The 14,449-nt window shown below is 37.4% G+C and carries 18 protein-coding genes and 2 pseudogenes; 3 read left to right on the top strand and 17 right to left on the bottom strand.

Features of this window, described 5'->3' with window-relative positions:
* Positions 1-42: 42 nt before the first annotated feature.
* From JMM81_RS13825 to JMM81_RS13855, 7 genes and pseudogenes are all read right to left on the bottom strand, one after another.
* Entirely contained in the window at positions 43-1,074 is a 1,032-nt protein-coding gene (locus JMM81_RS13825) for a TRAP transporter substrate-binding protein (RefSeq protein WP_256242153.1), read from the bottom strand.
* A gap of 15 nt (positions 1,075-1,089) precedes the next feature.
* The gene (locus JMM81_RS13830; RefSeq protein ID WP_256242154.1) at positions 1,090-1,452 is read right to left on the bottom strand and encodes a hypothetical protein; all 363 of its coding nucleotides are present in this window, start codon (positions 1,450-1,452) and stop codon (positions 1,090-1,092) included.
* A gap of 20 nt (positions 1,453-1,472) precedes the next feature.
* On the bottom strand, positions 1,473-2,675 hold the full coding sequence (locus JMM81_RS13835) for a dipeptidase (protein WP_256242155.1): 1,203 nt from the start codon (positions 2,673-2,675) through the stop codon (positions 1,473-1,475).
* A gap of 673 nt (positions 2,676-3,348) precedes the next feature.
* Positions 3,349-3,777, bottom strand: a complete 429-nt coding sequence (locus JMM81_RS13840; protein WP_256242156.1) for a hypothetical protein — start codon at positions 3,775-3,777, stop codon at positions 3,349-3,351.
* Between the two features lie 13 nt (positions 3,778-3,790).
* Positions 3,791-4,348, bottom strand: a complete 558-nt coding sequence (locus JMM81_RS13845) for a hypothetical protein (protein ID WP_256242157.1) — start codon at positions 4,346-4,348, stop codon at positions 3,791-3,793.
* A gap of 8 nt (positions 4,349-4,356) precedes the next feature.
* A complete protein-coding gene (locus tag JMM81_RS13850; protein ID WP_256242158.1) occupies positions 4,357-5,277 on the bottom strand; it encodes a CobW family GTP-binding protein in 921 nt (306 codons plus the stop codon).
* Positions 5,278-5,697: 420 nt separating this feature from the next.
* Positions 5,698-5,793 (bottom strand): annotated as a pseudogene (locus JMM81_RS13855) (GTP-binding protein); the annotation flags it as partial.
* 212 nt (positions 5,794-6,005) lie between these two features.
* On the opposite strand from JMM81_RS13855, the gene JMM81_RS13860 reads away from it, so the two are divergent.
* The 3 genes from JMM81_RS13860 (at position 6,006) to JMM81_RS13870 (ending at position 7,190) form a co-directional block, all read left to right on the top strand.
* On the top strand, positions 6,006-6,260 hold the full coding sequence (locus JMM81_RS13860) for a type B 50S ribosomal protein L31 (protein WP_256242159.1): 255 nt from the start codon (positions 6,006-6,008) through the stop codon (positions 6,258-6,260).
* Positions 6,261-6,404: 144 nt separating this feature from the next.
* Positions 6,405-6,674, top strand: coding sequence for a 30S ribosomal protein S14 (rpsN, locus tag JMM81_RS13865; RefSeq protein WP_256242160.1), 270 nt, complete (start codon positions 6,405-6,407; stop codon positions 6,672-6,674).
* A gap of 159 nt (positions 6,675-6,833) precedes the next feature.
* Positions 6,834-7,190: a hypothetical protein gene (locus tag JMM81_RS13870; RefSeq protein ID WP_256242161.1), complete on the top strand. Its 357-nt coding sequence runs from the start codon at positions 6,834-6,836 to the stop codon at positions 7,188-7,190.
* Positions 7,191-7,495: 305 nt separating this feature from the next.
* Here JMM81_RS13870 and JMM81_RS13875 read toward each other — a convergent pair.
* The 10 genes and pseudogenes from JMM81_RS13875 to JMM81_RS13925 form a co-directional block, all read right to left on the bottom strand.
* A pseudogene (locus tag JMM81_RS13875) lies at positions 7,496-7,711 on the bottom strand (zinc ribbon domain-containing protein); the annotation flags it as partial.
* Positions 7,712-7,954: 243 nt separating this feature from the next.
* Positions 7,955-8,101 carry a hypothetical protein gene (locus JMM81_RS13880; RefSeq protein ID WP_256242162.1) on the bottom strand — a complete coding sequence of 49 codons (147 nt, stop codon included), beginning with the start codon at positions 8,099-8,101 and terminating at the stop codon, positions 7,955-7,957.
* Between the two features lie 887 nt (positions 8,102-8,988).
* Entirely contained in the window at positions 8,989-9,204 is a 216-nt protein-coding gene (locus JMM81_RS13885; protein ID WP_375162386.1) for a gamma-type small acid-soluble spore protein, read from the bottom strand.
* A 213-nt stretch (positions 9,205-9,417) separates the two neighbouring features.
* A complete protein-coding gene (locus JMM81_RS13890) occupies positions 9,418-10,131 on the bottom strand; it encodes a class I SAM-dependent methyltransferase (RefSeq protein ID WP_256242163.1) in 714 nt (237 codons plus the stop codon).
* Between the two features lie 193 nt (positions 10,132-10,324).
* Positions 10,325-10,516: a hypothetical protein gene (locus JMM81_RS13895; RefSeq protein ID WP_256242164.1), complete on the bottom strand. Its 192-nt coding sequence runs from the start codon at positions 10,514-10,516 to the stop codon at positions 10,325-10,327.
* Positions 10,517-10,618: 102 nt separating this feature from the next.
* Positions 10,619-10,918 (bottom strand): hypothetical protein, encoded by a 300-nt coding sequence (locus JMM81_RS13900; protein ID WP_256242165.1) that lies wholly within the window; start codon positions 10,916-10,918, stop codon positions 10,619-10,621.
* Between the two features lie 185 nt (positions 10,919-11,103).
* Positions 11,104-11,691 (bottom strand): thermonuclease family protein, encoded by a 588-nt coding sequence (locus JMM81_RS13910; RefSeq protein WP_309143499.1) that lies wholly within the window; start codon positions 11,689-11,691, stop codon positions 11,104-11,106.
* A 328-nt stretch (positions 11,692-12,019) separates the two neighbouring features.
* Positions 12,020-13,321, bottom strand: coding sequence for a replicative DNA helicase (dnaB, locus tag JMM81_RS13915; protein WP_256242166.1), 1,302 nt, complete (start codon positions 13,319-13,321; stop codon positions 12,020-12,022).
* Entirely contained in the window at positions 13,321-13,662 is a 342-nt protein-coding gene (locus JMM81_RS13920) for a hypothetical protein (protein ID WP_256242261.1), read from the bottom strand. The genes dnaB and JMM81_RS13920 overlap by 1 nt, the downstream gene beginning before the upstream one ends.
* A complete protein-coding gene (locus JMM81_RS13925; protein ID WP_256242167.1) occupies positions 13,655-14,413 on the bottom strand; it encodes a conserved phage C-terminal domain-containing protein in 759 nt (252 codons plus the stop codon). Before JMM81_RS13925 ends, JMM81_RS13920 begins: the two co-directional genes overlap by 8 nt.
* Positions 14,414-14,449: the final 36 nt, after the last annotated feature.

The following is a 14,449-nucleotide window of genomic DNA, read 5'->3' on the forward strand; positions in this document are numbered from 1 at the left end:
CCCTAGTAAAAGCGGAATAGGGAGTAATCATTTATTTCTTTTTTATTTTTGACTATATTGTTCAACAAGTTCCTTCAAACGCTCTTGATATTCTTGTCCAGGTAAACCTGCATCTTCAGCTTTTTTCACGGTATCTAATTGTAGTTTTTGACCAATTTCATCCCACTTTTCTTGATCTTTAAGGGAAACGACTTCAATGCCGTGCTCATCTTCGCTCCACTTTAATACCTCATCCACATAAGTATCTAAATAGTCGCCTGTAAAGTCAGTCATTTCTTGATTTAACTCATCAATAACCGTCTTTACATCTTCTGGAAGGGAATCCCATTTACTTTTATTCATAACAGCAACAAATGTATTCAGTGTAAGTGGATAATCGGTTACGTATTTCACCATTTCAGCGTATTTCATATCCTTTAATACTTCACGTGAAGATACATAGCCATCAACAATTCCAGTCTGCAGCGCTTCTGCGACTTCCCCTTGAGACATCCCTACTGGAGAGGCTCCCAGTTCTGTAAATAAATCGGTGGTCGCACCTGAAATACGTAATTGTTTCCCTTTTACATCGGCCAAGCTTTCAACTGGTTTTTGTGATTGAATATAAGCTGGCTCAGAAGCAAAGGCTGTAATAATTTTGAAATCTTTAAACGCATCTGGTGAATACTCGTTCACTAAATCAGCTATTACTTTACTAGCTACTGCTGCATTTGGGTATCCAGAAGGCATATCAGAAATCGCTAACAATGGAAATCTTCCAGGTTCGTAAGTTGTTGACGATAACCCAATATCAGCAAGTCCATTGGCTACTCCGTCATACATGTTCTCCGCAGTCAATAGAGATCCGCCTGGGAATGTGTTGACCTTTACCTTTCCATCTGTTCTTTTTTCTAATTCTTCAGCCCACTTTTCCATTTGCACAGCTGGGAAGGTTCCCGCAGGAGCAAAGAAGGCGTAGTTTAGTTCAATGACATCTCCACCACCTGAATTCCCGCCACTCGATGATGAACCGCTACAGGCTGTTATAATTAGCATCGTTATTGCCATTAGAATAAATAGTAATCGTTTCTTCATAGTCTCAATCCCCTTTTATTTTTCAAGTAAGAAAAACGGTCTGCCAATCACAGCCTCTAATCGGAAATACTTGTCCAAACCGGTTGCACGAAAAGCATTCGTCATATCTGCAACGGTTTGTAAATCTGGTACATTATAAAGAAAACAGGCATGCCATCCAGCACTTCCAGCTGGTCCTGCTGTTAAAATGTCTCGGTCAATCGTTCCTAGTAACTCAGACCCATTCTCTCTCCATGATGCAATGATTTCATTTAATGCAGGTAAAATCTCATTGGTTTTCTCTTCACCAGTTGTGTTAAACCAACCTGTTGATTCAAAATAGAACATAACTCGTAGTGGTGATGGTACTTGTGGTGCATCGTGTTTAATTCCAGCCATTTTTAAATTCCTCCCTATTTTTAAGACAATATTGTTTGTAAAACTCTTAATGCATTTCCACCAACAATTTTCTCGATTTCTTGAACCTTGTAATTTTTCTTTATCAACCATTTGATCATATTACTCATCGCTTCGGTTGGGTTCTCTAACCCTTTGACAAACGGAGAGGCATCGTAATCTTGATTGCCATGTGACTCATGAAGCGATAGCATCAAATCAAACGCATTTTGCAAAGCGACATGATCTCCAAAGAACGTATCGGGTCCTAAACCAACATGATCAAGCCCAACTAAATCAATTAGATATTCTAAATGCTCCATAACCGATTCGATTGTGTGCTCATTCGGATTCTTTGAAGAAAGTGTCGTATTTGGTGCGGCACAAACTCCAATAACGCCCCCTTTTTCAGCACAGGCTAAAAGCACTTCATCTGGTTTCATTCTAGGTGAATCCCAGACTTTTCTTGCTCCCGCATGAGTAATCATGACAGGAGATTCACTCGCTTCTATCACATCTAGGCTTGTTCGATCTCCACAATGAGAGATATCAATGACCATTCCTAGCGTGTTCATTCTTTCAACTACTTTTCTACCAAACTTCGTTAATCCGCCATCAAAGCTTTCTGTTAATCCAGATCCCAGTGTATTGGCATCATTATACGTAATCCCCATACAACGAATGCCAAGTCCATACAGAACATCCACTCGATCGACTTCATTTTCTAGAATGCTAGCCGCTTCTAATGAAGGCAAAATGGCTACTCGTTTCGATCGCTTTGCTTCCTCTAGGTCTTTATAGGTTTTAGCCAGATAGACTGTATCCTGTTTGGCAATGTCACAATAACGAATTCCCAAGGTTAAAATAACATCGTCCCACTTTAGCCCATTTTGAGAAGTAATGATGGAGATTCCATCCATAAAATTCTCAAATATGACATCGATACCGGAGCATGCTAAGCCCTCATAATCAAATTCTGTATGAAGCTGGCGACAATACGGAATGATATCATCGGAATTTTTGGGAACAACAAAGCCATGGTCCCGTAGAGAAACGATCGGATAATATTTTTGAATCGTATTGAAAATTCGTTCCTCTGATTCTAACAGCTTCATCTCATAGGTTTGCCGGTACCTTTCCGATTGAGGGAGCGGATACGGCTTATAGTGTTTTTCTGGTGTTAAATATTGAAAGGAGCGGTATCCATCATAAAGTTTGTCTGTCATCATCATCCCCCCAGTTTGTGAATCATTATTTTCTGCAATTGGTTTCTTGTAACCGTTAACACTTCATACCATTCAAAGTGTTAACATCGAGTTACTTGAATTATTGGTCGTGATCCTTAAGGCTATTACAATCCGTATGATCTCTCCTTCACGACCATTCATTTATGCGAAAAATGACTCTTTCTGTATTCTCTTGCTAGTTTATATCATAGAACATTCTGAAAATTGCGACTACAGCATAATCAGTTGGAATTATATGTTCCAATTCATACGAAACATACAGTCTTTTAGGGAAGGTTGTTGCATTGAACTAATAATATGAAACAAGAAATGCGCTTGTTCTTTACTTTGTAGATATTGGGATTGAAAGACTTTACTATATTTATCGCAACACTTTACATGATCAAGAAAATAAGTCGGTTTATCTTAGAAGCATTCTTTTACAATCATGCAGCTATTAACCTAACGGCTAAAAATGATGCGTACACCCATACTCACTTAAAAAACGACTAATAAAATAGAATTGATACTAAACGTAGACTTAAATCAACTTAAAATACTCTCGAAACCTACATATCCATCAAAATTATAAAAATGTTGAAATAAAATCAAATAGGGTGACAAGTACTTTCTAGAAACTAGAAGATACCTGTTACCCACCCTATTCATATCGCTATATAAGAAGCATATAAGCGATAACATCTACAGTTATAATTAGAGTAACCGCGAACCCCAAATTCCATCGAACTAATCGAATAGGATTAATTCCAATAATGTTCGTCATCATAGAAGAAACTATATTAAATGGATTTACCATTAGTAAAGCGAGCAAAGTTGCAATCAATAAGAAGACAAGACCATTTTCATTTCCGATAAAAAACGGATTAAGGATTTGAGCTAATAAAACAATTAAAACAACCGCATGAATCCCTAAATAGGATAAGAACCAAAGCATTAGAGATACAAAGATACAGAAAATAAACAAATGCATAAAATCAAATTGACTAACTAATATCTCATTTAGAAGACTAAAAACAGGCGATTTTTGAACCATTGTTAGGAAATAACTGGCGGCCAGAAAAAGAATATTGAAGTTTGCCATCTTTTTCACACCTTTAGGCCATGTTTTTTTCAACCGTCGAATGAGAATTGGAAATTTGCCGATAAATATACTCCATATGAGAGAAAATGGAACCAAAACTAAGATAATCGAAATCAACATACCAGGCTATGGGGTCAGACCCCAGTATATGATTCTTTATATTTGAGTTCTTAGGGAATGAAGGTTTGCCGTTTACAAATGACTGTTTCATCTTTGTTAAGGTTTTCAAACGAGATTTTTCTTTTTTGATTTTATTTTTAACCGATTTAATCTGTTCTTCTTTATTGGTTATGTACAATTTGTTTAACTCAGCGAGACTTTTTTGAATGGCATTAGCCTCTTGAACAGCACTATTCGCATAGTAATCGTCTAAATTGAAACGACTTTTCACTGTAAGGTGCATAGATTTAGACCGTTTATTCTTTCCTGAGCGATTTTCCTTTGTAGTTGTACTGAATGCGAATTGTTTCGCTCGATTGAAAACAAGAAGAGCATGAGTGATGGCTTCAATATATTCTTTTGAGAGTGTATCTTTATAGACTCTTACAGAAAAATAGGTTCTAGTTTTCATCACTCATGCTAATTTTCAAGTGCCAAGAGATCCTTTTTCACCTGTTCTTTATCCAAGTTATTTCCAATTAAAATTAAATTGGTCGGAAATTCCATAGGTTGAGCAAATATGTATGGAACTCCATATGCATATTGAACTAAATGAGTACGAGGATCGTCCTTAAAACGAACAAAACCTTTTACCCTAAAAATATTAGGAGAAAGTGCTTTAAGCCAATATTCAAAGTCACTTCGATCGATATCTTCTTGAAACGAGTAAGTCATGGTTCGGATGTGCAAGTGATAATGAACATGTAGCTCTTCTCTATTTAGGTCGTCATTCTTTTCACGGCTTGTCCGAAATTTTGATAGTGGGACATCTCCAAATGTGGTGAGAGATAGCTGCGCTCTGGAGTTTATTTCTTTAAGTTCAGTTTGAATCGTTTCTAATTCTTCAAAAGACACACAGTCTGTTTTATTAAGTAAGATGTTGTCTCCATATCTCACTTGCTCTTCTAATAATTTTTGTAGCTGATCGCTTAATTGAGTGCGATCAAGCCACCTTTTTGCGTCAACTATGCTGATAATGGATTTCACTTGAACATAGGGGCCAATAACTGGTGATAAACATGCATCCAAGATTTCAATCGGATGGGCAACCCCTGTTGTCTCTATATAAATCACATCCGGTTGCTCCTCCTGGTAGAGCTTAAGAAGTTGAAGCTCCACTTCATCCTTCATCGTGCAGCAAATGCAGCCATCCAAAAGTTCGGTTAAGGTTACGTCTGTCCCAATTATTCCAGTATCTACTGAGTATTCCCCTAGTTCATTCATTAACACAGCAACCTTGCGATTCCTTTCCTTTTCTTCCATTAATAAGTTTTTTAATAAAGTCGTTTTCCCGCTGCCTAAAAATCCACCTAAGATATAAATATCAACATTTTTTTTCATTTGTAATCCTTCTTTCTTTTTTTATTAATCGGAAAACTAAACTACAGCTAAAAAAGATGCCCCTATAGAGGAAAGGACCAAACCTGATGCTGCTTATCAGCATGAATAAAGGTCGGAATATGTATGAAAGGTCATGAAGCAAATTAGCCTTATAAATTAGAAATGAAGCGATGCAAATCCAAAAGAAAGATTGGCATCACTTATGGGCAAAATTACTTCAGTTCTGACTTCATTTGAAATAAGAGTTCACTACTTGTTGGCTTCTGCGGGAATACCTTGTGCGCACATAAGCTGTATCCTCTCGTTTGAAAAATGGGTACTTGTGCGGATAAAGTAACCATCCAAGGAAAAAAGTCTACTAAAAGGTAATCCCATACTCTTCCGTTTCCGGCTGATGCACCTGGTGTCCAGCCGTTAACTCTTTAAACCATCCAGGTTATTTAAAAGATAGTTTAAGATGGTCGTTTTTCCCGCACCTAAATACCCACTCAAGACTGTTACAGGTATTTTTTTCATCAATTAACACCCCTTACATAAATCGTAATAATTACGATTTAATAATAACACAGAATTTAACAATAGTATAGACATGAAGATAATGACAACAGATGAAACTAATTCATGAACTATTGTCAAAATATCAGCATACATTTTTAAACTTCTTCGCTTGCAAAACGTAATGATTTCTATTATCATTAATGAGAAAAATCTTATCCTGAGGTGATAGCATGAAACCAAACATTCATCCGAACTATGAGAAAGTAGTATTTATGGATACAAACAGTGGCTATAAGTTCTTAACAGGTTCTACCAAAAGATCAAATGACTCCATCGTTTGGGAAGACGGAAATACGTATCCACTAATTAAGGTAGAGATCAGCTCTGATACGCACCCGTTTTACACAGGAAAGCAGAAATTTGCAGATAAAGGTGGAAGAGTGGATCGCTTCCTTCAAAAATATAATATGAAAGAAAATAAATAATCCATTCACTTAATATAATAGTTAACTATTTGTTTATCTAGATAGTTGATAAAGAGAGTTAACATAGCCTTTTTACTTTAAAGAGTCTAATTTCTAAATCGTAATCGTTATGATTAACTAAGAATATTTAGGAGGCAAACGTAAGTGGCAAAGAAATCCAAAGTTGTAAAGGAACTAAAGAGACAAAAAGTGGTAGAAAAATATGCGGATTTAAGAAGAGAACTAAAAGAAAAAGGTGATTATGTTGCATTAAGTAAGCTTCCTCGTGACTCAGCACCTTCTAGGCTTCATAACCGTTGTCAAGTTACTGGGAGACCTAGAGGCTACTTAAGAAAGTTTAAGATGTCTCGTATCGCTTTTCGTGAATTAGCACATAAGGGACAGATCCCCGGAGTTAAAAAATCTAGCTGGTAAGCAGTGGAACGACAGGAACATCGTAAGTATAGTGCTTACCAGTTCCTGTTTGATTTATGTTAAGAATACCCATTGAAGATTTAGAAAGGCCAGCCAATACATGGGATTAAATGATTTTGAACACTATTTTGAACACTAAGGGAAAGATGGTCGTTTGTAATGAATGAAAAAATGATGGAGATTTTTGCGAGAAATATTGTGGCTTCTCTACCAAGGAATAAAAGAAAGCTTTATCAATTTATTTTAGACATTGAAGATAGTTTAGCACAGCAAGCCGAAACGAAGGAACAATTTTTAACCCTTCTCAAAGAGCAATTACCCCACCTTCAGGCAGCCAATCACTTTAATATGTCGTTACATGAAATAGTTAAATTGATGCACGAAATTGAAGATGAAATAAACGAAAAACTAGAAAGCAAGATAAAGAATTATAAGTGGATTGACTACACAGAGCAAGTACATGGTAATCAAATTGAGACAATTAAGAACAAACAGTATTTTCTTGTTTTATCGTAGATAATGAATGATGTACTCTAAACGAGTATTTTTAGATACAAATATTTCCATATAAAATCCAATGACAGGTACCCTAAGCTACTTAAAGCTCATTTTTGATTTGTTGAAGCGATGTCCCATCTGTTTTGGCTACGTAAACATATTCAATGATGCTTTTGATGATGGCTCCATGCATGAATTTCGGTCAATTTTCCTGTAAAACCAATAATCGACATGCCATCGTTGAACTACCCACCACTTAATTTTCTAACGAAAATTTGAAGTGGGGGATTCCTAAGAACACCGATCTATCGATCAGTTATGGATTAGGCGATCCCCGCCATTCCAACGGTTAGAAGTCTTAAGGCTTCATTTTTAAGATTTAAACTTGCGTTCATATCTCGGTCATGATGGGTATGACATTCTGGGCAATCCCACTCACGTAATCCGAGATCCTTAACGTCTTTATTTTTGTAACCACAACAAGAGCAAAGCTGACTGGAAGGAAAGTTTTTGGCAACCGTCACCACTTGTTTACCGTGACATTGGGGTCAGACCCCAGTATCTCAGTCTAACAACTCGTCCATTGTCTTTTGTTGCATGCTAAGTCATTCCAAATCGTTTAAAATGCAGATGTTTTCTTCTTTTTTTCTTTTATTATCGGTAAGTTTTCTTAAATACGAGCACTTAAATATATAAATAGGAAATGAATAGGACGAAGGATTTTTGATTTTATTATGTGTATTTAGCACATAATGTCATTAGTTATTTTGTAATTATCGACATCACTTGAAAGATTCAAAAACTTGGATAAATCCTTTCTCTATAATGAGCGTTGAAACGGTACATTTGCGTGCCGAATCAACATAGTTGAATTCAGCTAAAATCGCTTGAAGTTCAGCTTCGGTAAAAATCGTGTTATGCTTGTTCAAGAGAGATTCCTCATTTCGTAAAATGTTGTTGTGGTGACTACTATTTTACATGAGAATCTCTCTTTTTTATGCAATTTTATTGGTAGAAATTAGATAATCAACACGCATGATCTCACCTCTTTTTTAATTATTTTTAAGTGATGAAGAACTCAAACAATTATAATTAGATGCTGTTGTTGAGTCTAAATCACCTTTTGTTGTCCCTTCGTCACCGAAAGCCCATAAGCCTGTATGTTGACCTCTTGCTTCACGAGCAAACTTCACAAATTTACCATTTTTACGAATATTATACAAACGTTTGTTCTTACTTTTGCAAGAGAATTAAAAAGGGTGATTTGGAACTCGTATGGTGATTTTTTTCAAGTTAAACAGAATATGTGCTCTCGAACAGTCGGACAATCAAGATGGCAAGAAAGCCATCCCTTGTCCGAAGGCGATTCATCCCCCCTACTCACTATCGTTCCTTGAGGAAGGGGTATTCTCGCCTATTTACAATAAAACTAGTGGCAAATTCTTACGATCTAAATACATCATTGCTTTTTTCCTCCTTCATCAAAATGATTTCATCTCGCAGCTTTTACATTAGTTCTTGTGGAATTTGTAGTAAGTAGTCTATGAAGTATATAAGGGTAGATACATTTATGTGTCGTTCTTCTTGTGGATAATCACTTTTTTGTAGTATTAATCGAATTAATTTACGTTTAAAGCGATAACACTTCTCGACATCGTTTTTTGCTTCATTGGCAAACTTGCCAGCCAACACAGCGATGGCGAATGGATTACTTGATCGTAGGAGTTTCTCTTCTTCTTGATCATAAAAAAACGGAAGAAATCGTTTTATAGAAACGTTTCTTCCGTAATAAATCCGAACTGCCTTTTGAGACTTTTTACCTTTTTTCCATAGATTGCTGATTTTTCCTTTTCACTTCCTCAACATCAGTATCACTATAGATTCCTGTACCATGTCCGCCCGTGGTTTTAGCTAAGAATTCTTTGGCTTCATTATACGACATGCCTGAACGTTCATTTCGTCTTTTTACATCCTCAATGTTTGTACCTGCCACTGTATATGTATCATCGCTATTTTTGTTATTTTCCATCATCAAGATCCCCCCATTCTATACCTATTATTATCTCTAAAAAGGACCTAATTAATCATGGACTCTGAATCCTCTTCCTAATGCTACGACTTTTCTACACAGAAAACGATTTTTTCTAGATTCGTCACCTTTTCTTTTTCTCGTTATGGTAAGAGTACCCGGGAATACGTATGCCTTCCTCCACATGATGTTGGAGTAGGAGAAGTCATGAAGGATTCAGATTCCTTTCTTTGCTACGACAATCAATGCCGGAGAATCGATAGAATAAGCTTTAGACTGAAAGTTTCCGTATACATCAATGGTCTTGAACCCGCACTGTTTTAATAATGGCATTAGTTCTGATTTAGTAGCTGGAAATAAAGGGATTGTATTTGTTTGAAATTCACCATCAACAGTCAGGGTACTAGTGAACAGAATTTGGTCTCCCTCTAGTTCATATTGACGGCTAAATTCAAATGTGTCGGTTTTTTTGATAGGAAACGTAAAATCTTGTTTCGTTAAAACTCTTTCAAAATTGACAATTTGAAAGATAAAAACCCCTTCCTCCTGTAATTTTTGAAAAGCATGTTGGAAAAAAGTTTCGATTTCCCCTCGGTTATTCAAGTGAGCAAGGGTGTTTCCGATGCAATAAATGCCGTCATATGTTTCCTCCCCCTCGTTTAATTGCTCCATGGTTTTGGAAGCAATTTTGACTGGATTCTGGCAAGATTGTGCTTTTAGACGGATTTGTTCCACCATACCTAATTCCGGCTCTGTTGCGGTGACTTGAAATCCTTGCTGCGAAAGAGCAATAGCCATATTACCCGTACCTGCTCCAACGTCTAAAAGAGAGCCTCCTTTTTTAAAGTGAGAGGCTAAAAACGTAATGGCTCTTTCATTTGCTGGAAAAATGGAATCGTAAAAAGGGGTTAATGTTTTGTAAAATGACATAATTTTATTCTCCTTCTATATAAAGTAAGAGTCCTTGAGCGGGATTCTTTCGCTGATGTTCACTTTATAAAATAACTATAAGTGTTTTCTCCTAAAAAGAATGTGATGGTGGGCACATTCTTTTTATATTGTTTATAGTCTGTTATAAAACTTTTGAGCTTAGTCACTTAAGGTCTACATTAATAGGTCCTTATTACTGATTAACCTTTCTTATTCCAGGGACAAAATCATCCTTACACCATCGAACAAAGGTGCCTGAATGGCGAAGATATGTCTTGGCCGTTTTCTTCTCGAGAATACCTTCTCTCATTTTTTCCAAGACCTCTTGTTCATACACTTGATATAAATCTTCTAATTGCTGAATAAACTCCTGGGATGCCTTCATTCTAACTCCCCCTCCTTAGTCATCACATACTATAAAACTTAACCACTGCCTTCTCTTTATCAACTATTTCAAACTTCCAATGCCTCGTCGTTAACTTATTATCTAACGACCAAATGACACCTGTTGGCCATTTATCAGGCACTTTCCTATTAAAAAAACTGTTGCCCCAAATATTGGACATTCCCACTGTTTGGAAGCACCTGCGAATCCATGTCTAGCAAAAAAGACATCTCCAGAATTACCTTGTCCTTTAGACCAGAACTGATGTACTAAATTTAATATTCCATGAACACCAGAATTTTGAATATGATTATGCTTAATTCCAAATGAATCATAGCAAACAGCAGTATAGAACTTTTCCCCTTCACCAGAAAAGCCATAGTACTGAATTTTTTCAATCATATGGTTTAGTTAGGTTTATTGTAATGCGTATGTTTATATCGTTCAAATGTATGATGAAACTAAAAAAAGCTATTCACGTATAGTGAACAGCTTAATGTATGAAAAACATTTCCGACAGCCTTTCAATAGTCAGCACATCCGCAGGTGTCCAGTCTAATGATTTAAACTCGTCTGGCAATAACCATTTAATTGAATCGTGCTCTGTTAAAACGGGTTGTCCCTCCATACAAGCCTGTATGTTGATCTCTTGCTTCACGAGCAAACTTCAGAAAGTATGCACTGTATTTTACGTCAGGTATATATGTAGAAGGTTCTGCATACCCATTCAACACTAGATCGGCGTTCAACATTTTGGTTCGCATTTCATTTTCATTCATAGCATTTGTTGGTACCTCTAACCAAATAATTCTTAAGTACCGTGAATAACGATCCGTGTCAGAAACATCTTTTTGCATCCATACTTGTTTTCCTTCTAGTTTTAAAGCCGTATAGCTGCTTGCTTCCTTCCCATACTCTTCTGTTCTAATGATAGACTCAGGTGTATTTACTCCGACTAAACGAACCCTTCTTCCATCCGCAGTCTCGAATGTATCACCGTCTATGACTCTACCAACCGTAACACGTTCCAATCCATGCCTGCTCTCTCGTTCTTCTTTCCATGCTCCCTCTTGTTTTTCTTTCTTGTCCTCTTCTTGTTTCATTGATTCAGCTTTTGCTATTTTACTAGCTACTTTTGCATCGTGCATGAACTTAATCGTAACGAAACACCCCATCTCGAATAACTCCTCAAAATAAAGCAACGTCAACTTGATTCTGTTATCCTAAGTAGCTGGCATTGCCACCTTTTGTGATTCAACTTATGATCATCTTCTTAAAGGAATGAATTGCAGTTGAAGGAATTTGATCGGTCTTCTTTTCACAACTATTTCAATAGGCAACTATTTTAGTCAGGTTTGAGTACTCTTCGATTATTTTCTCTCCCAGGAAAATAGTTAACGACTTGGACAAAAGCATGTAGCATTCTTTTTCTTGTAAAAGTATGATCTAAAACAAACTCTCCCCTTCTTCTATAGTCAAGGAAAAATAACAAGAACCGTCCCCTTATCCCACCAAATCTCGAAACCTGCCAAACTCCTTATGAAACGCTAAATGAACCGTTCCAATAGGACCATTTCGCTGCTTGGCGATGATAATTTCGATCCGATCTTTTTGTTCCGCTTTCTGATCATAGTAGTCATCTCGATAGAGGAAGGCGATCACATCAGAATCCTGTTCGATTTGGCCGCTATCGCGAAGATCGGATAACATTGGACGCTTATCTTCGCGGCTCTCAACGGCTCGGCTTAGCTGTGAAAGAGCAATCACCACCACATTTAACTCCTTCGCCATCCCCTTTAATGCCTGGCTGACTTCACTAATCTCTGCCTGGCGGTTTCCTTTCAGTCTTGGGTCCCCCATAATTAATTGCAAATAATCAATCACGACAAGAAACCGTTTCTCTTCTCCGTATTTTCGTCTTAGCTTCCTGACATTGGACCGAATGAAGTTCACATCGATCCCGCCTTGATCAAAAATATGCAAGTCCAACTTTGAAAGTGTCCCCATTGCCTGATGAAGATCGCTCCAATCATGTTCTTGAAAAAGCCGGTATGGATTTCTTAATTTCACCGAACTGACTGCCCCTATTCCGCTAAGGGCCCTTTTTAGCAATTGTTTTTTCGCCATTTCTAAAGAAAAAACGATCGCGACATCTTCTTTGGCTGCTTCTAGAGCAAGCTGTAAAGCAAAGGCTGTTTTTCCAACGCTTGGACGGGCACCAACGACAATCAAATCACTTTCTTGAACTCCCCCTGTCAGTTGATCTAAGGATCTAAACCCCGACGGAATTCCGGCTATATCTCCCAGATCCTTTTCGCATTCGTGGTATAAATCAATCAAACTCTGTTTGATTTCACCTCCATTCTCGACAGTTAAATGATCTTCCACCTGTTGTAAATTCCGAATTCCGTCACGTAAAATAGCTTCAATGTCCTCATGCTCTGCCCGTTGTTTGATGCGATGGGCAATCTCAATCGTTTTTCTTTTTTGGTAATACTGTTTTACTGTCTCTTGATAATAGTGAAAGTTTGCCGTTGATGGTACACTGCCGGCGAGCGCGGCTAAATAACTGCCTCCACCTATATCGCCGATCTGTTTCGTCCCTGCTTCCTCGGCAACCGACACCATATCAATCGGCTTCCCTTTCTCAGCCAAACCTAGCATTAAAGTAAAAATGATTCTAAGCCTATGTACGTAAAGATGCTCTGGACGAATCGTACAGTCCTTCATCAAATCATCCTCTAAAAATAAAGAACCAATCAAGGCTTCTTCGACTTCCAGACTATAATATGGATTTTTCTCCATTAGTTTTCACCTCTTTGAATGCCAAGTATCTCTCTCATACGAGCTAGCGACGCTTGTACGACTTCATCACTGGCAGGTTTTTCACGATGATATAAAAACGCGATGGTCTCTTCAACATTTGGAATAGCTCGTGGGCCAGTTTCTGGTTTTCGAACCAAATCTGAAACCCTTGGTGCATAAGGCGAGCCTGCCACATGCTTGCGCAAATTCTTCTCCAGTCTGCTAAAGGAATCATTTTTTAACACCGCAAACCATTCATTCACTTTCTCCTGATGTATTTCATAAGGATCATAATAGACAGAAATGAGCTTTAATAATTGGAATACCTCTCGCTTAGTCATCAAGATCAAAATCCCCTTCACTGTATGTTTTCTTCGCACCTTTTTGATTGCAATAAGATTCAAATTTGGTTCCAAACAACGTCTCAGGTCTCAGGTATTTACTCCAGAAGGGATCCTCCAGCCATTCTTCTGTCTTTAAATCGATGACCTTTTGAAAATCCTCGAGGCCAAATCCTTCGTTCCAGCGTGCGGTAATGAGCTCTTTTGTTTTCTTTGTTCCTGATTTATAAGATGAATGACTTTTGTTGTTCAAGTAGGTAATGATGTCGGAAAAAGGAATCGGTTTACTTGTTGTAGTCTCTGTTGAATTCTCTGTAGTAATCTCTGGTATTGCTTGGGACATTTTGTCCTCTTCTAAAGGACAAGTTGGAACAACGATCGTGCCAATTTGTCCTGTCGATGATTCCAAAAAGGCCCGTGCATTGGACTCTAATTCTGCCAATTTTTCATAGTTAATCGAGTACCATTTGGTTTTGTCTATTTTTAATCGATTATAGTTTGCCGAAAGTAAATAACCTTGATCCTCAAGCGACTTGATACTGCGCTTAATCGTTCGCTCTGACCAAAAAGGCATCTGTAATTGCCAATCCCTGTATGTGTTATACACCCATTTCCGCCCATCCTTTTCGTGTTGACTAGTTACGAGCCAATAATGAATTTGCTGCAGCATCACCGCTTCATTCAACCCTATTTTCTGTGCTAGTGATGGTAAGATCATAATGGGATTTTCATGAATTAATAGCTTGCTCATCTTCTATTCCTCCTTTTCATTTCAACACGTATATAT

Source organism: Bacillus sp. V3B (assembly GCF_024494465.1).
Classification (GTDB): domain Bacteria; phylum Bacillota; class Bacilli; order Bacillales; family Cytobacillaceae; genus Bacillus_BD.